Source organism: Tropicibacter alexandrii (genome assembly GCF_003667315.2).
Classification (GTDB): Bacteria; Pseudomonadota; Alphaproteobacteria; order Rhodobacterales; family Rhodobacteraceae; genus Tropicibacter; species Tropicibacter alexandrii.
Window position 1 is genome coordinate 330267 of sequence record NZ_RCTZ02000002.1, and the last position, 18419, is coordinate 348685.

The following is an 18419-nucleotide window of genomic DNA, read 5'->3' on the forward strand; positions in this document are numbered from 1 at the left end:
CCGCTGCGGACGTCTAACGGATAGTCGCCCGCGCGCCTGCCGGTCAGGGGTCCGTATGCGGTGGTTCCTGAGCGAGATCTTCGAGGATCGGACAATCCGGCCGGTGGTCGCCCGCGCAGGCATGGACGAGCTTGTCCAACGTGGCGCGCATGGATTGCAGCTGGGCGATCTTGTCGTCGATCTGGCGAAGGTGGTCCTCGGCGATCTGCTTGACCTGCGCGCTTTCGCGGCCCTCATCCTCGTAGAGCGCGACCAGCGTCCGGCAGTCCTCGATGGTAAAGCCAAGCGCGCGGGCGCGGCCAAGGAAGGCGAGCGTGTGCAGGTCGCTTTCGCGGAAGCTGCGATAGCCGTTTTCGCTGCGTTGCGGTCGGATCAGGCCGATATCCTCATAATAGCGGATTGTCTTGGCGGGCAGGCCCGAGCGGCGGGCGACGTCTCCGATGTTCATCTTTGCCTCCTTCATTCTGCCGGGGCGGCGATCGCGGCGCGCGGGGGGGCAGCGGTCACGCCACCCTCATCCATCGCCGGGGCCACGCGGCGCAGGCGCAGCGCATTGGTCAGGACAAAGACGGAGGACAGCGCCATCGCCCCCGCCGCCAGCATCGGCGACAGCAGCACGCCAAAGGCCGGGTAAAGCACGCCCGCCGCGACGGGGATCAGCGCGGTGTTGTAGCCAAACGCCCAGAACAGGTTCTGGCGGATGTTGCGCATGGTGCGGCGCGAGATCTCGAAGGCGTTGACCACGCCGCGCAGGTCGCCCGACATCAGCACCACGTCGGCGCTTTCGATGGCGACATCGGTGCCGGTGCCGATGGCGATGCCGACATCCGCATGGGCCAGCGCGGGCGCGTCGTTTATCCCGTCTCCGACAAAGGCGATGCGGCGGCCTTGGCGCAATTCGTCCAGCGCGGCGACCTTGCCGTCGGGCAGGACACCGGCGATGACATGGTCGATGCCGGTCTCGCGGGCGATTGCTTCGGCGGTCTCTCGCTTGTCGCCGGTGATCATCGCGACGGTCAGGCCCTTGGCGTGCAGCGCGGCGATGGCGGCGCGGCTGGCGGGTTTGACCGGGTCGGCGACACCGATCACGGCGGCCAGACGCCCGTCGATGGCGGCATAGAGCGCGGTGCGTCCGCGTGTCGCCAGATCGGTTTCGCGGTCCGTCAGTGCGGAGATGTCGATCCCCTCGCGGGTCATGAAGCGGTCGGCGCCGACCAGCACCTGCGCCCCGTCCACCATGGCGCGCACCCCATGCCCGGTGATCGAGGCAAAGTCCTGCGCTTCGGCGCGCGGGGCCCCCTCGGCGCGGGCGGCACGGACGATGGCTTCGGCGATGGGGTGCTCGGAGCGGTCCTCGACCGCCGCGATTTTCGACAGCACGTCAGCCCGGTCAAAGCCGTCTGCCAGCACCAGATCGGTCAGTTCGGGGCGGCCCTCGGTCACGGTGCCGGTCTTGTCCAGAGCGACCACCTGCACGTCGTCCAGCTGTTGCAACGCGTCACCCTTGCGGAACAGCACGCCCATCTCGGCGGCGCGGCCCGTGCCGACCATGATCGAGGTCGGCGTGGCCAGACCCATCGCGCAGGGGCAGGCGATGATCAGCACCGACACCCCGGCCACGAGGGCCAAAGTCAGCGCTGGGGAGGGGCCAAAAATCAGCCAGACCAGCACGGTCAGCACGGCGGCGGACATGACGGCGGGCACGAACCAGAGGGTGATCCGGTCGACCAGCCCCTGAATGGGCAGTTTGGCCCCTTGCGCCTCTTCGACCATGCGTATGATCTGGCTCAGGGTCGTGTCTGCGCCGACGCGTGTGGCGCGAAAGTTCAGGCTGCCCGCGCCGTTCACCGTGCCGCCGGTGACCGCGTCGCCTGGGGATTTCTCGGCCGGGACAGGCTCGCCCGTCAGCATGCCTTCATCGACATGGCTGCTGCCCTCGACCACCTCGCCATCCACGGCGATGCGTTCGCCGGGGCGAACTGTGATGATGTCGCCTTGCGCCAAGTCATCGACCGAGACCTCGACGCTGTCGCCATCGCGCAGAACCCGGGCGGTACGGACTTGAAGGCCCAGCAGTTTCTGGATCGCAGCCCCGGTGCGCCCCTTGGCGCGCGCCTCTAGGAACCGGCCCAGCAGGATCAGCACGACGATCACCGCCGCCGCCTCGAAATAGACGGCGCGGACGGCGTCGGGCAGAAGCCCTGGCAGGAAAGTCGCGACAACGGAATACAGATAGGCGGCTCCGGTGCCCACGGCGACGAGGCTGTTCATGTCCGGCGAGCCTTTCAGCAGCGCGGGGATGCCCTTGGCATAGAAGATCCGCCCCGGCCCGATCAGCACCAGCGTGGTCAGGATGAATTGCACAATCCAACTGGTCTGCTGGCCGATGGTGGCGTTGATCCAGTGGTGGAACGGCGGAAAGAGATGCCCGCCCATCTCGACGATGAATACCGGCACCGCCAAGGCCGCCGCGTAACCCATGCGGCGGGACAGATCGCGCGCCTCTTCGGCCTTGCGGGCGGTACGATCCTCGCCGCCCGCCGCCTCGGCCACCGTCGCCGGATAGCCCATGGCCTTGCTCGCGGCCATCAGTTGGGCGGGCGTCACCGCGCCTTCGGCATACGTCACCGTCGCGGTCTCCGACGCGAGGTTGACATTGACGTCCAGCACGCCCGGCACCGCCCCGAGCGCCATGTCGACGCGCCCCACGCAGGACGCGCAGGACATCGACTCGACGTTCAGCGTGACGCTGGCGGTGCGCGCCGGGTACCCCAGCTTGTCCAGCGCCGCGACGGCCTCGGCGAGGCGGTCAGGGCTGTCCACAACCAGCCGCGCCGATTCCGACGCGAGGTTGACCGACACGTCATGGACACCGTCCAGCGCGCCCAGACCACGGTCGACGCGGCCGACACAGGACGCGCAGGACATGCCCTCGATGGACAGGGTGACTGGGGTTTGCTCGGGCATGGTGGCCTCCGTGATTCTTTGCGGCTGACCCCGATATGGGGGTTCCAGTCGCGGGAAGGTCAAGGGCGCGGCAAAATTTTCCACTTGCGGCGCTTCGCCCTTGACCTTCCCCCCACTGGAAGGCCCATCTGCGCATCGACACCGAAACGAAAGAGGGTTCGACATGGAATTCACCGTCCCCGACATGAGCTGTGGCCATTGCACCGCCGCCATCGAGAAATCCGTCAAGGCCGCCGATCCCGCGGCCTCGGTCGCCTGCGACCTGACGGACCGCCGGGTCAAGATCGACAGCGCGCTGTCGCCCGATCAATTGGCCGCCGCGATCAAGGATGCGGGCTACGACTCGGCCCCTGTCGCTGCCTGAGCCAAGCCCCGGCGCGCGCCCTCAATGCGGCGCGTGCCCTCGGGCGATGGCCAGATGATGCGCCGGGTGATGGTTCCCCGTGGCCATCAGCCCGAAAAAGCCCAAGGCCCGCACCTGCGCTGTCGCCATGTCCGATGTCACGGTCCATTCGATCTTGGTCTCGTCTATCTCGACATCGCTGTGCCAGCCGGTTTCCGCCGTCAGAACGGTCGCATGGGCGGGCACCATGCGCCACGCGGCCTCGGCCCCCGGGCTGTCGCGGCGGACCGTCATCTTCAGCCCGCCGGGCACCGGGGCTTCGTCCACCTCGACCCGCAAGGCCAACTGGTCCATGTCCTGAAGGTGACGGCGCAGCGCGGCGATATCCACCTTGTCCCAATCGGTCTCGGGATCGGCGGCCAGCAGCGCCACGATCTCGGCCAGCGCGGCAAAGGCGGCTTGCCCGCCCTCGGTCGCGGCGGCCCCGTGCATGCCGGGCATGTGGCCCGCATGGGCATGGCCGTCCATCTGGGCGCTTGCGGCGACGGGCAGCAGCGCGAGGACAAGGGCAAGTCGTTTCATGGGCATATCTCCGGTGGCCTGATGCGATCAGGCTAACGGGTCTGCGCCGAACTGGTTATGATTGCGATCATGAGCGACGATCCTTTTGACCACATTCCCGCGACCGCCCTCCGCCCGTTTGCCGTGGACGCGGGTCAGCCCTTGTTTCGGCGGGATGACAGACCCACGGCATTGTATCGCGTGGATGCCGGGCGCGTCGCCCTGCACCGCGTGACAGAGGACGGCCAGCGGGTGACCATCGCGCAGATTGGACCGGGCGAAACACTGGCCGAGGCCAGCCTGTTCGCCGACACCTATCACTGCGATGCCATCGCCTTGACCGAGACGCGCGGGGTTGCCGTGGATCGGGCCGTGTTGCGCCAGCGCCTGCGCAGCGATCCCGACTTTGCCGAGGCACTGGTGCGGAGACTTGCGCTGCAAGTCCGCACTGAACGCCAAAGGGCCGAGATCATGTCGATCCGGTCGGCCCGTGACCGGACCTTTGCCGCGCTGGCCTGTTTCGGCCAGTCGGGCACGATCACCGCCTTCGCCGCCAGCATCGGCCTGTCGCAAGAGGCGTGCTCGCGCGCGCTGGCAGAACTGGTGGCCGAGGGGCGCGTGATGCGGCTGGGACGCGGGCGCTATGCCTGCCGCAGCGTCCCGCCACGCTGATCCGGTCGGCCTGCTGACGGAGGATGTGACAACGCCGCATCCAAGCGCCTTTTGCCCGAATGGCATGGATTTCGGCGCATTTCGGAACCCTCCAGCGCTGGAAGGGCGTTCCTTCCACATTCGACACAAGCAGGAGAGAGTTGATGAAATATTCCAGATTTTTCCTGATGATCGGCACGTCGACGCTGGTGATGTTCCTGCTGATGTACCTCAACACCTACCTTCTGGGGCATGTCTTCTTTTCGGAAACGCGGGCTTGGATGGCGGTGCTGATGGGGGCGACAATGGCCTTTGTCATGCTGTCCTTCATGCTGTCGATGTATACGAACAAGGCGCTGAACGCGGGCATCTTCGTAGGTTCCGTGGTGGTCTTTGCCGCCAGCCTCTGGCTGGTGCGCAGCCAGGTCACGGTGCAGGACCGCTCCTTCATGCGGGCGATGATCCCGCACCATTCGATCGCCATCATGACCTCGTCCCGGGCCGAGATCACCGATCCGCGCGTGGCCAAACTGGCCGAGGCCATCGTCTACGCGCAGGACAAGGAAATCGCCGAGATGCGCTATCTGGTGGCCGACATCACCGCCAATGGCGAGGCCGCGCCACGGGGCGTCCCCCCCGAAGCGCAAATCCAGAGCGCCGCCGAGGCGCTGCAAACCGAGGTGGTCGCCACCGTCGATCCCGAATCCCTGACCGAAGCCGAGATCGCCCGGGTGCTGCCTGATGGCGCCACCTGCCGCTTCACCTACACCGCGTCGAGCCCCGCCGTTCTGGCCGTTGGCCCCGAGGCGGCGGTAATGAAGATCAGCGGCGATCTCGTGCGGCTCGACCCGACGGGTAGCGAGGATGCCCCGCAATTCACCGACGGCCCGCTGAGCGCCGAACTGCGCGACGCGGATGACCTGACCGACATGATCGTCACCGCAGAGCAGGGCTATTCCGCCGGATTCCGTGGTCAATACACCTGTGAAGGAGGCGCCTGATGCCCCGCGACACCCAAACCGCCACGCTGTATCGGATGGTCATGCCCGACCACCTCTGCCCCTTTGGCCTGAAGTCGAAGGACCTGCTGGAGCGCAACGGCTATACGGTCGATGACCACCATCTGAAGACCCGTGAGGAAACCGACGCCTTCATGGAAAAGCACGGGGTCGAGACGACGCCGCAGACCTTCATCGATGGCGAACGGATCGGCGGCTACGACGACCTGCGCGTGTTCTTCGACCTCGACCCGCCGAAAGAGGAGCAGAGCGAGACCAGCTACCAGCCCGTCATCGCGATCTTTGCCGTCGCGGCGCTGCTGGCGCTTGGCCTGTCATGGCACCAGTACGGCAGCGTTCTGACGCTGCGCGCGCTGGAATGGTTCATCTCGCTGTCGATGACCATCCTTGCGATCCAAAAGCTGCAGGACGTCGAAAGCTTTTCCACCATGTTTCTGAACTACGACCTGCTGGCCCGCCGCTGGGTGCCCTATGGCAAGCTCTACCCGTTCGGCGAGGCACTGGCGGGCATCCTGATGACCGCCGGAGCCCTGACATGGCTGTCCGCCCCGGTGGCGCTGTTCATCGGCACGGTGGGCGCGGTCAGCGTGTTCAAGGCGGTCTATATCGACAAGCGCACGTTGAAGTGCGCCTGCGTCGGCGGATCGTCGAACGTGCCCTTGGGGTTCGTTTCGCTGACGGAAAACGTCATGATGATCGTGATGGGCCTGTGGGTGGGGGGCAAGGCGCTGTTCGGCTGACCTTGCGAGGCCAGAGGATTCCCCCATGCCGCTTCCCTGCGGGCCTGTACGCCTGCGTCAGGTCGAACCACGCCGGACCAGTTCGGGCGGCGGGGCGGGGCGCGCGGCCTGCGTCGTTCCGGTTTCGATGGCGTCGACCAGCAGGCGCGTGGCCATCTCCGCCACCGCGTCCAGATGCAGGTCGAGCGCGGTGAGGGGCGGCGTCTCGCTGCGGGCGCGCAGGCCGTCGTAGCGGGTCGCGACCCGGACCTGCCCGGGAACCGTCAGATCCGCCCTGCGCAAGGCCGTCATGACCCCGGTCGCCATGGCATCGATCGGCACCAGCACCGCATCGGGCGCGCCATGGGTCTGGATATGCGCGGTCAAGGCGCGGTCGGCCCCGCCTTCGCCGTCGGCTTCGGGCACGCTCAGGACCTGCGCGGGCAGGCCGAGACCGGCACAGCGCGCGCGGTAGGCGCGCTCGAACTCGATGTTCGAGGCCCGCGCGCTTTGCCCGATGATCAACGGAAACCGCCGCGCGCCGCCGTCGATCAGGTGATCGAGCAACAGCCCCGCCATGCGCGGATAGTCCAGCGTCAGCGCCAGCGGTGCTGGTTCGGCGGGACCGATGACGACCGTCGGAACGCCGCGCGCGGCCAACAGCGACAGGTAGGGGTCATGGGCCTCTGGTTCGACAAGGATCGCCCCGTCGAACGCGATGGAGGCCAGCGCAGCGCCCGGATCGGCAATCGGCGGGATCAGCAGCAGCGCGACGTTGCTGTCCAGCGCGGTGATCGCCGCCGAGGCGGCCAGTTCCATCAGGAATCCCAGCCGTGACGACCCCGCCGCCACCGCTGTCGGCATCGAGGAAAAGATCGCGATCGTTCCGGCACGGCCCGTCCGCATCCCCCGGGCGCTGAGATTGGGCACATAGCCGAGCGTCGAGATCGCCTGCGTTATCCGCTCCTGCGTGGCTTCATCGACCCGCCGCTTGCCGCTGAGCGCGTTCGACACGGTGCCGGGCGACACCCCCGCCAGACGCGCGACATCCTTGATCGTGGCCCGCTTTGTGCCGGGCTTCTGGTCCACTGTCATACATGCTCCGCCTGTTTCCTGTGCAAACGGCCTGTGCGGCTGACCGCTCGGGGCGCGTTTCGGGAAAATCCGGCCCATGCATAAATTAAAACGTTTTAACAGCGCTCAAGGCAAGGTTAATGTCCATTAAAACGTTTTAGCAGAGAATCGCGAGGTCGAAATGCTCGATACGGCGTCAAATCCGTCCGCAGACGGAGCCCCCAGCCAGATCACGCTTGAACGCCGCAGGCTGGGTCTGACGGCATTGGATGGCAATCGCACCGCCGGGGGGTACACGCTGTTTGCCCGCCAGACGGGCGGCGGGGTCGTCGATATGGTCGATATCGAGGGCAAGACGGCCCACCAATGGCAGATGCCGGTGCGTCCGGGCCGCGACGCGGTGATCCTGCCGAACGGCAATCTCGGCTATAACGGCAGCCATGCGACCTCGGCGGCGCTCTATCCCGCATGGGAGCTGTGGCATGGCGGCGATTTCTACGAGGCCACGCCCGAGGGCGAGATCGTCTGGCGGCACGAGGACATCTACCACCACCACGACGCGCAATGGCTGCCCAATGGCAACCTGCTTTATACCGTCGCGGCGGAACTGCCCGCGCATCTGGCCCCGCGCATCTGCGGCGGCGATCCGCGCAAGGACGGGGCGGATGGCATCTTTCAGTCCGACATCGTCAAGGAGGTGAACCGCAAGGGCGAGACGGTGTGGGAGTGGAAGATCTGGGATCACATCGACCCCGCCGACCTGCCCGTGCATCCGATCTTTGACCGCCGCCACTGGCCGATGATCAATGGCGTGTCGGAAACCCGTACCGGCCTGATCCTGATGAGCCTGCGCACCACGTCCGGCGTCATTGCCGTGGAAAAGGCCAGCGGGCGGATCGTCTGGCACGCGGGGCCAGAGGTCGTGGCGCAGCAGCACACGCCGATCATGATGGAGGGCGGGTCCGTTCTGGTCTTCGACAATGGCAACATGCGCATGGGCTCCTCCAACCCGTTTTCCCGCGCGCTGGAATTCGATCCGGCGACGATGGAGGTAACCTGGGCCTATACCGATCCGAATGCGCCCAGCTTCTTCTCGCCGTTCATGGGCAGCGCGCAGCGCCTGTGGAACGGCAACACGCTGATCTGCGAAAGCGCCTTTGGCCGCCTGTTCGAGGTCACGCCGGATGGCGACACCGTTTGGGAATACGTGATCCCGGATTTTGCCGAATACCCCGCGCCGCTGAACCAGTTCATCAAGGGCGACCACAACACGTGCTTCAGGGCGCATCGCTACGCGGCGGAGCAGGTGCCGTGGCTGTGAGCGACCGCGCCAGACCAACGGCCCGCTTTGCCCAGATGCTGTCGGCGGGCGCGGCGGCGGGACTGCCGCTGGTGTCCTTTGCCTTCATCCTTGGGATCTGGTCGGCTGTCGGCCTGTCCGGCGTGGTGAACGAGGCGATCTTTCCCGCGCCGTGGTCGGTCTGGTCCGCCACGGTCGAGATGTGGCAGAACGGCACCCTGCAAAAGGACCTTGCGAAATCGCTGGGCCGTGCAGGGACCGGCTTTGCCATCGGGGCGACGCTGGGCGTCGTGCTTGGCCTTTTGACGGGGCGCGTGGCGCTGGTGCGGACGCTGCTCAATCCGTTCCTGAACCTGTTGCGCCCGATCCCGGCCATCGCGCTGGTGCCCGTGGCGATCGTCTGGTTCGGCATCGGCGAGGGGTCGAAATATTTCGTCGTCTCCTACACCGTCTTTCTGACGGTCTGGTTCAACACCCATCACGGCATGGAATACGTGCCGGACATCTACATGCGCGCCTCGCGGTCGCTTGGGGCGTCGCGGCTGCGCGAGTTCGTCACCGTCGTGTTGCCCGCCGCCGCGCCGCATATCTTTGCGGGCATCCGGCTGGGCGTGGCGCTGGCCTTTCTCAGCCTCGTCGCCGCGGAATTGTCCGGCGCGTCCTCGGGCATCGGGTTCCGCCTTCAGGAGGCGCGGCAATATGTGCGCACGGACCGGATGTTCTCGCTTCTGATCATCCTCGGCATCCTCGGGGCCGTGACGGACCTGATCGTGCACCGCATCGGCAAGAAGCTTGTGCATTGGGAGCAGGGCTGATGACCGAGCCACAAACAGGCCGGGTCGAGATCGACGATCTGGTGATCCGCTTCAAGGGCAAACAAGGCCCGGTCACGGCGCTGGAACGCACGCGCCATGTGCTGGAACCCGGCACCTTCACCGCGCTGATCGGCCCCTCGGGCTGCGGCAAGTCCACGCTGATGAACGCCATCGCGGGCTTCGTCACACCCGCCGAAGGGCAGGTGCGGCTGGATGGCCAGACGATCACAGGCCCGTCCTCGGATGTTGGGGTGATCTTTCAGCAATACGCGCTGTTTCCGTGGTTCACCGCGTTGAGCAACGTGCGCTACGGGCTGAAGCAGTTCGGCCTGTCCAAGCGCGAGGAAATCGACCGCGCCCGCGCCGCGCTGGCCGAGGTTGGGCTGGAGGCGCATGCGGACAAGTATCCGCAGCAGCTGTCCGGCGGGATGAAGCAGCGCGTCGCCATCGCCCGGACCTTTGCCGTCGGGCCAAAGGTGCTGCTGATGGACGAGCCCTTTGGCGCGCTGGATGCCCAGACGCGGCTGATCATGCACGACCTGCTGCTGGACATCTGGCGCAAGCACCGCGCGACCGTTCTGTTCGTGACCCATGACGTCGACGAGGCATTGCTGCTGGCCGACCACGTTCAGGTCATGAGCCACGCGCCCGGTCGCCTGATTCGCCACTATCCGCTGACGCAGCCACGGCCCCGGGCGCTGTCCCGGTCCGGCAACGAATTGCTGGAAATCCGCGAGGAAATCCTTGGCCTGCTGCACCCGAAATCCACCCACGCCGACCCCCTCATCTGAAGGAGACCTTTCATGAAACACCTGTCTTCCCTTGCCCTTGCCGCCGCGTTTCTGGCGCCGCTCGGGGCCGCTGCCGAAAGCCTGACCTTTGCCTGGACGCCGAACCCGCAGACGCCGCAGGTCGATGTGGCCATCGCCAAGGGCTATTTCGAAGAGGCGGGACTGGACATCGACTTCGTCGCTTTCCGCACCGGGCGCGAAGGGTTCGAGGCGATGATCGGCGGTCAGGTCGACGTGACCTTCATGGCGGAATTTCCCGCTGCCGTCGGGGCGCTGACCGGTCAGGAATTTGCCGTCATCGGCGATCTGGCGCGCTTCACCGGCAGCCGGGTGATCGTCAACACCGCCTCGGGTGAGGTCGCCACACCGGCGGACCTTGCGGGCAAGCGGATCGGGACGACCATCGGCACCAACGTGAACTTCTACCTTGAGGAAATCCTCAAGGATGCCGGTGTCGAGGCCGAGATCGTCGGCGCCGCCCCGCCGGACCTCGTGCCTGCCCTCGCGCGCGGCGATCTGGATGCCATCGTGCCCTTCCCGACCTTTTACGGTGCCGCAGCCAGCACGCTGGGCGACAGCTATGCTGAACTCCGTGTCCCCGGCTACCAAGTGCATTACATCCTCGCCGCCACACCCGAGATGACGGGCGAACGCGCCGACGTGCTCGATGCCTTCATGGGCGCGCTGGCCAAGGCCGATGCCGATGTGCAGGCCGACCCGGCTGCCGCGATGGAGGCGGTCAGCGCCTCGATGCAGGGAGCGATGACACCCGCTGCGCTGGAAACCATGTGGCAGGATGTGGATATCGGTTTGAAACTGGACACCGATCTGGCCGAGCTTCTGGTGGCCGAAGCCGACTGGGTGCTGTCCAAAGGTGTGGTCAAGGGCGAGGCCGTGACGCTGGATGAGATGCTGTCGCATTTTGCCCCCGACGCGCTGTCCAAGGCCGCGCCCGACGCGATCGATCTGCCCTGAATATCCCGCGCTGCGTCGCAAGTGATGTCGGACCTGCCGCCAGACCCGCGCGGCAGGTCTTTTCATATCCGGATGGCGCGGACTGCCTGCAAGTTTCCCGAGTCCTGCCCCAGCGCGCCGCCTGACACGGCGACGCCCTGCTGCTCCTCGGCCCCGGTGCTTGTGCCCGGTGACAGGACGCCTAGACTTGGCGCGAACCGGCGGCGCGCATGGAGTCGCGTTGGCCCGCCCGGCTTTCGGTCACAGGAAAGGACAGGCCATGACGATATTGCCCATCATCGAGAGCAGCAAAACCGAGCTTGAGGCGATCTTCAAGGACCTGCACGCCCATCCCGAGATCGGCTTTACCGAGGTCCGGACGGCGGGCATCGTCGCCGAGACGCTGCGCGCCTATGGCGTCGACGAGGTGCATACCGGCATCGGCAAGACCGGCGTCGTGGGCCTGATCAAGGGCAAGGGCGGCGGCAACCGCCGGATCGGCCTGCGCGCCGACATGGACGCGCTGCCGATTCAGGAGCAGACGGGGCTGGACTATGCGTCGAAAACGCCCGGCGTGATGCATGCCTGCGGGCATGACGGTCACACCACGATGCTGCTGGGCGCGGCGAAACACCTTGCCGAGACGCGGAATTTCGACGGCACCGTGGTGCTGATCTTCCAACCCGCCGAAGAGGGGCTGGGCGGCGCGCGTACCATGCTGGCCGAGGGCCTGCTGCGGGATTTCCCCTGCGATGAACTCTACGGGATGCACAATTCGCCCAATGGCGAGCCCGGCAAGGTCGGCATCTGCAAGGGCACGGCGATGGCCGGAGCCTCGTTCTTTGACATCACCATCCACGGGAAGGGCAGCCATGCGGCCATGCCGCACCAGTCGCGCGACCCGCTGATGATCGGCTCGGCGCTGATGGCGCAAATCCAGACGATTGTGTCGCGCAATGTCGCCCCGCTCGACACATGCGTGGTCTCGGTGACGCAGTTCCACGCGGGCTCGGCCTACAACATCGTGCCCGACACCGCCGCGCTGAGCGGCACGATCCGCTATTTCGAGGATGAGGTCTGCGCGCTGGTCGAAACACGCATGCGCGCGCTGTGCGAGGGGTTTGCCGTGGCGCATGGGGTCAAGATTGACCTCCACCTGCGCAATGTCTTCACCCCGCTGGTCAATGACGCGGCGCTGTCGGATGCCTATCTGGCGGCGGCGGCGGATATCGTCGGCGCGGGAAATGTCTCGGACGCGGTGCGCCCTGCCACCGGGTCCGAGGACTTTTCCGACATGCTGCGCGAAGTGCCGGGCGCCTATTGCCGGGTCGGTCATGCCGGAACCATCGGCCTGCACAATCCCGGTTTCGTGCTGGATATGGATGTGCTGCCGGTGGGCGCGTCGGTCATGGCGCGGGTGGTCGAACACCGCATGCCGCTGGGCGATGCGCAGGCCGACGCGGCGGGCTGATTTGGCGCCCCGACTCGGGGAGGCGGGCAGGGTGCGACCGAACGGGCTGAGAGCGCCCGGATTTTCAGCCTGAACGGTCGCCGTTCTGCCCGTTTTTTGGTCCGCATCGCGGCGTTTTCGCCGCGTAAATAAGCGCCATCATCCACCGTATCCCGGGCCAGCCAGCCCGGTGATTTTCAAGGGCACACATCATGCACGCAGACGAGTTCGGCTTTGGCACGCAGATCCGGAAATCCCCCTATTTCGACGCCACCGTGCGTTGGGGCGCAAAGGGTTTTTCCGTTTATAACCATATGTATATCCCGCGCGACTTCGGGAACCCGGAACAGAATTTCTGGAACCTCGTGAACGACGCGATCCTGTGTGACGTGGCCGTCGAACGGCAGGTGGAAATCACCGGTCCGGACGCCGCGCAATTCGTCCAGATGCTGACTCCGCGCGACCTGTCCAAGATGGCCGTGGGCCAGTGCAAATACGTGCTGATCACCAATGCCGAAGGTGGCATCCTGAACGACCCGATCCTGCTGCGTCTGGCGGAAAACCACTTCTGGATTTCGCTCGCCGACAGCGACATCCTGCTCTGGGCGCAGGGCGTGGCCGTGCATTCCGGTCTCGACGTCCATATCTGCGAACCCGACGTGTCCCCGCTGCAATTGCAGGGCCCGAAATCGGGCGAGATAATGCGCGCCCTGTTCGGCGACGACATCATGGACCTGAAATACTACTGGCTGAGTGAACTGGACCTCGACGGTATCCCGCTGATCGTCTCGCGCACCGGCTGGTCGTCGGAACTGGGCTATGAACTGTACCTGCGCGACAGCACCCAAGGCGACGCGCTGTGGGAACGCATCATGGCGGCGGGCATGGAATTCGGCCTGAAGCCCGGCCACACCTCGTCGATCCGCCGGATCGAGGGCGGCATGCTGTCCTATCACGCCGATGCCGACATCAAGACCAACCCGTTCGAGTTGGGTCTGGACCGTCTGTGCAATCTCGACATGGAGGCCGAGTTCATCGGCAAGGCAGCTTTGAAGCGTATCCGCGAAGAGGGCGTCAAGCGTATGCAGATCGGCCTGATCATCGACGCCGACCCGCTGAAGGGGCCGAACACCACCTTCTGGCAGATCAACCGCGATGGCGTCGAAGTGGGCAAGGTGACGTCCGCCGTCTACTCGCCCCGGCTGGAGCGCAACATCGCGCTGGCCATGGTCTCGGTCGAGCATGCGCATATCGGCATGCAGCTTGAGGTGGTCCTGCCCTCCGGTCCGACCACCGCGACCGTGGTGGAACGCCCCTTCTACGATCCGAAGAAATCGCTGGCGGCTGCCTGATGTCGCTGGCCATCGACCTGCACTGGCAGCGGGGGGACCTCTCCCTGCTGCCGGGCCAGTATTCCGCCGCGCATCGCGTGTCCTACGGGTCGCGCTTTGACATCGACGTGGACGCCGCCCCCGATTGGGGCGGTGATCCAAACGCGACGAACCCCGAACAGGCGCTGGCCTCGGCCCTGTCGAGCTGCCACATGATGACCTTCCTTGCGCTTGCGGCCAAGGCGGGCTGGCCGGTGGCGGGGTACAGCGATCACGCGGTTGCGCATCTGGGCAAGAACCCGAAGGGGCAGATGTCCGTCACGCGCATCGACCTGCACCCGGTCGTGCGCTTCGACCCCGGCTTTGCCGTCACGGATGATGCCATGGCCGAGATGCAGGATCGCGCGCACCGGTATTGCTTCATCGCCAACACGCTCGCCGACAGCGTCGAAATCAACATCTTCTGAGGTAGGTATGAGCGACATTCTCCTGCGCAAACTGGACACCGACGGTATCCTGCGCCTGACCCTGAACGACGCAAGCCGGCGCAACGCCCTGTCCGAGGCGATGCTGACCGCCCTTGGCGCGGCCTTTGCCGAGGCGGGCCGCGACCCGCTGGTGCGGGTGATCGTGCTGGCGGCGCACGGTCCGGCCTATTGCGCCGGGCACGACCTGAAGGAAATGACCGCAGGGCGCGCGGGGGACGATCGGGGGCGGGCCTATTTCACCCGCATCCTGACGCAATGCTCCGGCGTGATGCAGGGGATCGTCAATTGCCCCAAGCCGGTGATCGCAGAGGTTACCGGCATCGCCACCGCCGCAGGCTGCCAGTTGGTCGCCAGTTGCGATCTGGCGATTGCCGCAGACAGCGCGCAGTTCAGCACGCCGGGCGTGCATATCGGGCTGTTCTGCTCGACGCCGATGGTGGCTTTGTCCCGCAACGTCGCAAACAAGCACGCGATGGAGATGTTGCTGACTGGCGACATGACTCCGGCGGTGCGCGCCGCCGAGATCGGCTTGGTCAATCGCTGCGTCGCCCCTGAGGCGCTGACCGATGAGGTCATGGGCGTCGCGCGCAAGATTGCCGCGAAATCCTCGATGACGCTCGCCACGGGCAAGCGCGCCTTCTACGCGCAGGCGGGGCTGCCGCTGGCCGAGGCCTATGACTACGCAACCCGTGTGATGGTCGACAACATGCTGGCGCGCGACGCCGAAGAGGGCATTGGTGCCTTCATCGAAAAGCGCGCCCCCGAATGGCAGGACGCCTGATGGACAACCCCTATAACACTGGCCTTGACCGCAACGCCGCGAATTATCAGCCGCTGACCCCGATCGGCTTTCTGGAACGCGCGGCACTGGTCTTTCCCGATCACACCGCCATCGTGCATGGGGGCTTGCGCCGGACCTATGCCGAATTCTACAGCCGCTCGCGGCAACTGGCCTCGGCTTTGGCGGGGCAGGGGCTGGGGCGCGGCGACACGGTGTCGGCCCTGCTGGCCAACACGCCTGCCATGCTGGAATGCCATTACGGCGTACCGATGTGCGGCGCGGTGCTGCACGCGATCAACACGCGGCTGGATGCGGCGATCATCGCGTTCCAGCTGGACCACGCTCTGTCGAAGCTGGTCATCGTCGATATCGAGTTCCTGCCGCTGCTGCACGAGGCGCTGAAGCTCTGCGCCGCCAAGCCCACCGTCATCGTCTATGACGACCCGGAATTCGACGGTCCGCGCATGGCGCATGAGGCCCCCGACTACGAGGATTTCCTTGCTTCCGGCGATCCGGAATTCGTCTGGCTGAGGCCGCAGGACGAATGGGACGCCATCGCGATCAGCTATACCTCGGGCACCACCGGCGACCCCAAGGGCGTCGTGACCCATCACCGGGGCGCCTACCTGCTGGCGCAAGGCAACGCGCTGACCGCCAGCATGGCGAAACACGCGGTCTATCTGTGGACCCTGCCGATGTTCCACTGCAACGGCTGGTGTTTTCCATGGACCCTGTCGGCGATCATCGGCACCCATGTCTGCCTGCGCCAAGTCCGGGCGGAGCCGATCTGGGCGGCGCTGGCCGATGAGGGCGTCACCCATTTGTGTGGCGCACCCATCGTCATGTCGCTGATGATCTCGGCCCCCGAGGCGGTCAAACGCCCGCTGGACCAACCGGTGCAATTCTTCACTGCCGCCGCCCCGCCACCGGAAAAGCTGCTGGCGGATATGAAGGAAGCCGGGTTCGACGTCACCCATCTGTATGGCCTGACGGAAACTTATGGCCCAGCGGTCGTGAACGACTGGCACGCGGATTGGTCCGCCCTGCCGCGCACTGAGCAAGCCCGGCTGAAGGCCCGTCAGGGCGTGCGCTACCTGCCGCTGGAGGGGCTCGACGTGCTCGACCCCGAAACCCTGTTGCCCGTCCCCCGCGACGGTCAGACCATGGGCGAGGTCATGTTCCGTGGCAACGTCGTGATGAAGGGATACTTCCGCAATCCGAAGGCGACCGAGGAGGCCTTCAAAGGTGGCTGGTTCCATTCCGGCGATCTGGGCGTGGTCCATCCCGACGGCTATATCCAGCTGAAGGACCGGTCCAAGGACGTGATCATCTCGGGCGGCGAGAACATCTCGTCCATCGAGGTCGAAGAGGTGCTGTACCGTCATGACGCCGTCGCCGTCTGCGCCGTGGTCGCCATGCCGCACGAGAAATGGGGCGAAACGCCCTGCGCCTTTGTCGAACTGGCCGAGGGCCAGCAGGCCGATGCCACCACCCTCAAGGCGTGGTGCCGCGAGAATCTGGCGCATTACAAGGTGCCGGGGCGGTTCATCTTTGGCCCCGTGCCGCGCACCTCGACCGGCAAGATCCAGAAATTCGCCCTGCGCGAACAGGCCCGCGCGCTGGAAGACGCATGACACAACCGGGGGCTTTACAGGCCCCCGGCAAAACCCTTTGGGCGACTCTACATTCTGTGCCAGAGTGAAGCTCTGATTGAAAAGGACACCGATTACCAAACACCGTTTCAACCACAGTTTCATAGGGAGGAGAGACCATGAACCTGAGACCGGACCCGACGTTCCATGCAACCCCAAAACTGGCGATGGAGGCGCCGGCCGAGACGCTGGCCTTCACGCTGATGCTGTCGCCGGATGGCTCGCAGCCCGATGGCCTTGCGGTTGTGGATGTGGACCCGAAGTCAAAGACCTACGGCGAGATCGTCCATCAGGTCATCATGCCGAACAAGGGCGACGAGTTTCACCATTTCGGCTGGAACGCCTGTTCGTCCTCGCTGTCGCCGCTGTCTGGCCATGCCTTCCTTGAACGGCGCTACCTGATCATCCCCGGCATCCGGTCCTCGCGCATTTACGTGATCGACGTGAAAGAGCCTCTGGAAGCGAAGATCCACAAGATCATCGAACCCGAGGAGGTCTTTGCCAAGACGGGATATTCCCGCCCCCATACCATCCATTGCGGCCCCGAAGGCATCTATGTGAGCACGCTGGGGGGCGGTGGCGTGGATGGCACCGACGGACCTCCGGGCATCTTCATCATGGATTGCGAGACCTTCGAGATCCTCGGGCGCTATGAAATGGACCGGGGCCAGCAGGAAAAGCACTATGATTTCTGGTGGAACCTGCCGCGCGATTACATGGTCAGCAGCGAATGGGGCCTGCCGCCGCAATTCGAGAACGGCATAGTCGCCGAGGACCTGCTGAGCAACAAGTACGGTCACAAGATCCACTTCTGGAAGCTGCGCGAGCGCAAGAACGTGCAGACCATCGATCTGGGTGCAAACCACCAGATGGCGCTGGAAATCCGCCCGGCGCATGACCCGTCCAAAGATTACGGGTTCTGCGGCGTCGTCGTGGACACGACCAACCTGCAAGGCGCGATCTTCACCTGGTGGCAAAAGGACGACGGCACCTTCGAGGCGAAGAAGACCATCACCATCGACCCGCGCCCCGAGGACCCCGCGAACTTGCCGCCGCTGCTTCAGGGGTTTGGCGCGGTACCGCCGCTGGTGACGGATATCGACCTGAGCCTCGACGACAAGTACCTGTATGTGGCCTGCTGGGGTCTGGGCGAAATGCACCAGTATGATGTCAGCGACCCGATGAACCCGAAACTGGCGGGCAAGGTCGAACTGGGCGGCATCGCCCGCAACGCCCCGCATCCCAACGGCAAACCCTTTGCCTACGGGCCGCAGATGGTCGAGATCAGCCGCGACGGCAAGCGCGTCTACTGGACCAACTCGCTGTATTCCACATGGGACGACCAGTTCTATCCCGGCACCTCGGGCGGTCAGATGGTCATGGCGCATGTGGGCGAAAACGGCGGTCTTGAACTGGCCGAGGACTTCTATGTCGAATTCCCCGAAGGCTATCGCAGCCACCAGATCCGGCTGGAAGGGGGCGACTGCTCGACCGACAGCTTCTGTTATCCGTCTGCCTGACGC

The 18419-nt window shown here is 65.5% G+C and carries 18 protein-coding genes; 14 read left to right on the top strand and 4 right to left on the bottom strand.

What is annotated here, in order from left to right; genetic code table 11:
• Nucleotides 1-43: 43 nt before the first annotated feature.
• Both cueR and D8Z78_RS04155 read right to left on the bottom strand, forming a co-directional pair.
• Entirely contained in the window at nt 44-448 is a 405-nt protein-coding gene (gene cueR / locus D8Z78_RS04150; protein ID WP_121628984.1) for a Cu(I)-responsive transcriptional regulator, read from the bottom strand.
• 11 nt (nt 449-459) lie between these two features.
• A complete protein-coding gene (locus tag D8Z78_RS04155; RefSeq protein ID WP_121628983.1) occupies nt 460-2967 on the bottom strand; it encodes a heavy metal translocating P-type ATPase in 2508 nt (835 codons plus the stop codon).
• Between the two features lie 163 nt (nt 2968-3130).
• Here D8Z78_RS04155 and D8Z78_RS04160 point away from each other — a divergent pair, with 163 nt between their 5' ends.
• On the top strand, nt 3131-3331 hold the full coding sequence (locus tag D8Z78_RS04160) for a heavy-metal-associated domain-containing protein (protein WP_121628982.1): 201 nt from the start codon (nt 3131-3133) through the stop codon (nt 3329-3331).
• Nucleotides 3332-3352: 21 nt separating this feature from the next.
• Here D8Z78_RS04160 and D8Z78_RS04165 read toward each other — a convergent pair whose 3' ends face one another.
• Nucleotides 3353-3892 carry a hypothetical protein gene (locus D8Z78_RS04165; protein WP_121628981.1) on the bottom strand — a complete coding sequence of 180 codons (540 nt, stop codon included), beginning with the start codon at nt 3890-3892 and terminating at the stop codon, nt 3353-3355.
• A 69-nt stretch (nt 3893-3961) separates the two neighbouring features.
• Here D8Z78_RS04165 and D8Z78_RS04170 point away from each other — a divergent pair, with 69 nt between their 5' ends.
• The 3 genes from D8Z78_RS04170 to D8Z78_RS04180 all read left to right on the top strand — a co-directional run bounded on the left by D8Z78_RS04170 (nt 3962) and on the right by D8Z78_RS04180 (nt 6281).
• On the top strand, nt 3962-4543 hold the full coding sequence (locus D8Z78_RS04170) for a Crp/Fnr family transcriptional regulator (RefSeq protein WP_164932880.1): 582 nt from the start codon (nt 3962-3964) through the stop codon (nt 4541-4543).
• A 143-nt stretch (nt 4544-4686) separates the two neighbouring features.
• Entirely contained in the window at nt 4687-5523 is an 837-nt protein-coding gene (locus tag D8Z78_RS04175) for a DUF305 domain-containing protein (RefSeq protein WP_206169627.1), read from the top strand.
• Nucleotides 5523-6281, top strand: coding sequence for a glutaredoxin family protein (locus D8Z78_RS04180; protein WP_206169628.1), 759 nt, complete (start codon nt 5523-5525; stop codon nt 6279-6281). The genes D8Z78_RS04175 and D8Z78_RS04180 overlap by 1 nt, the downstream gene beginning before the upstream one ends.
• 57 nt (nt 6282-6338) lie before the next feature.
• On the opposite strand, the gene D8Z78_RS04185 is transcribed toward D8Z78_RS04180, so the two are convergent.
• Entirely contained in the window at nt 6339-7355 is a 1017-nt protein-coding gene (locus D8Z78_RS04185) for a LacI family DNA-binding transcriptional regulator (RefSeq protein ID WP_121628979.1), read from the bottom strand.
• A gap of 160 nt (nt 7356-7515) precedes the next feature.
• Here D8Z78_RS04185 and D8Z78_RS04190 point away from each other — a divergent pair, with 160 nt between their 5' ends.
• From D8Z78_RS04190 to D8Z78_RS04235, 10 genes are all read left to right on the top strand, one after another.
• Complete coding sequence (locus D8Z78_RS04190) at nt 7516-8655, top strand: aryl-sulfate sulfotransferase (protein WP_121628978.1); 1140 nt, start codon at nt 7516-7518, stop codon at nt 8653-8655.
• Nucleotides 8646-9449 carry an ABC transporter permease gene (locus D8Z78_RS04195; protein WP_121628977.1) on the top strand — a complete coding sequence of 268 codons (804 nt, stop codon included), beginning with the start codon at nt 8646-8648 and terminating at the stop codon, nt 9447-9449. The genes D8Z78_RS04190 and D8Z78_RS04195 overlap by 10 nt, the downstream gene beginning before the upstream one ends.
• On the top strand, nt 9449-10240 hold the full coding sequence (locus D8Z78_RS04200; protein WP_121628976.1) for an ABC transporter ATP-binding protein: 792 nt from the start codon (nt 9449-9451) through the stop codon (nt 10238-10240). Before D8Z78_RS04195 ends, D8Z78_RS04200 begins: the two co-directional genes overlap by 1 nt.
• A gap of 12 nt (nt 10241-10252) precedes the next feature.
• Nucleotides 10253-11215, top strand: coding sequence for an ABC transporter substrate-binding protein (locus tag D8Z78_RS04205; RefSeq protein ID WP_121628975.1), 963 nt, complete (start codon nt 10253-10255; stop codon nt 11213-11215).
• A 259-nt stretch (nt 11216-11474) separates the two neighbouring features.
• The gene (locus D8Z78_RS04210; protein ID WP_121628974.1) at nt 11475-12665 is read left to right on the top strand and encodes a M20 aminoacylase family protein; all 1191 of its coding nucleotides are present in this window, start codon (nt 11475-11477) and stop codon (nt 12663-12665) included.
• Nucleotides 12666-12853: 188 nt separating this feature from the next.
• Complete coding sequence (locus D8Z78_RS04215; RefSeq protein WP_121628973.1) at nt 12854-13996, top strand: glycine cleavage T C-terminal barrel domain-containing protein; 1143 nt, start codon at nt 12854-12856, stop codon at nt 13994-13996.
• Complete coding sequence (locus D8Z78_RS04220; protein ID WP_121628972.1) at nt 13993-14442, top strand: OsmC family protein; 450 nt, start codon at nt 13993-13995, stop codon at nt 14440-14442. The genes D8Z78_RS04215 and D8Z78_RS04220 overlap by 4 nt, the downstream gene beginning before the upstream one ends.
• 7 nt (nt 14443-14449) lie before the next feature.
• A complete protein-coding gene (locus D8Z78_RS04225) occupies nt 14450-15244 on the top strand; it encodes an enoyl-CoA hydratase (protein WP_206169629.1) in 795 nt (264 codons plus the stop codon).
• Entirely contained in the window at nt 15244-16878 is a 1635-nt protein-coding gene (locus D8Z78_RS04230) for an acyl-CoA synthetase (protein ID WP_121628970.1), read from the top strand. Before D8Z78_RS04225 ends, D8Z78_RS04230 begins: the two co-directional genes overlap by 1 nt.
• A 137-nt stretch (nt 16879-17015) precedes the next feature.
• A complete protein-coding gene (locus tag D8Z78_RS04235) occupies nt 17016-18416 on the top strand; it encodes a selenium-binding protein SBP56-related protein (protein WP_121628969.1) in 1401 nt (466 codons plus the stop codon).
• Nucleotides 18417-18419 lie beyond the last annotated feature (3 nt).

Bases quoted from the DNA above. Each gene is read 5' to 3' on its own strand.
- D8Z78_RS04170 (WP_164932880.1), top strand. From the start codon at position 3,962: ATGAGCGACGATCCTTTTGACCACATTCCCGCGACCGCCCTCCGCCCG.
- D8Z78_RS04165 (WP_121628981.1), bottom strand. From the start codon at position 3,892: ATGAAACGACTTGCCCTTGTCCTCGCGCTGCTGCCCGTCGCCGCAAGC.
- D8Z78_RS04225 (WP_206169629.1), top strand. From the start codon at position 14,450: ATGAGCGACATTCTCCTGCGCAAACTGGACACCGACGGTATCCTGCGC.
- D8Z78_RS04210 (WP_121628974.1), top strand. From the start codon at position 11,475: ATGACGATATTGCCCATCATCGAGAGCAGCAAAACCGAGCTTGAGGCG.
- D8Z78_RS04200 (WP_121628976.1), top strand. From the start codon at position 9,449: ATGACCGAGCCACAAACAGGCCGGGTCGAGATCGACGATCTGGTGATC.
- D8Z78_RS04185 (WP_121628979.1), bottom strand. From the start codon at position 7,355: ATGACAGTGGACCAGAAGCCCGGCACAAAGCGGGCCACGATCAAGGAT.
- D8Z78_RS04175 (WP_206169627.1), top strand. From the start codon at position 4,687: ATGAAATATTCCAGATTTTTCCTGATGATCGGCACGTCGACGCTGGTG.
- D8Z78_RS04160 (WP_121628982.1), top strand. From the start codon at position 3,131: ATGGAATTCACCGTCCCCGACATGAGCTGTGGCCATTGCACCGCCGCC.
- D8Z78_RS04180 (WP_206169628.1), top strand. From the start codon at position 5,523: ATGCCCCGCGACACCCAAACCGCCACGCTGTATCGGATGGTCATGCCC.
- D8Z78_RS04230 (WP_121628970.1), top strand. From the start codon at position 15,244: ATGGACAACCCCTATAACACTGGCCTTGACCGCAACGCCGCGAATTAT.
- D8Z78_RS04235 (WP_121628969.1), top strand. From the start codon at position 17,016: ATGAACCTGAGACCGGACCCGACGTTCCATGCAACCCCAAAACTGGCG.
- D8Z78_RS04205 (WP_121628975.1), top strand. From the start codon at position 10,253: ATGAAACACCTGTCTTCCCTTGCCCTTGCCGCCGCGTTTCTGGCGCCG.
- D8Z78_RS04190 (WP_121628978.1), top strand. From the start codon at position 7,516: ATGCTCGATACGGCGTCAAATCCGTCCGCAGACGGAGCCCCCAGCCAG.
- D8Z78_RS04155 (WP_121628983.1), bottom strand. From the start codon at position 2,967: ATGCCCGAGCAAACCCCAGTCACCCTGTCCATCGAGGGCATGTCCTGC.
- cueR (WP_121628984.1), bottom strand. From the start codon at position 448: ATGAACATCGGAGACGTCGCCCGCCGCTCGGGCCTGCCCGCCAAGACA.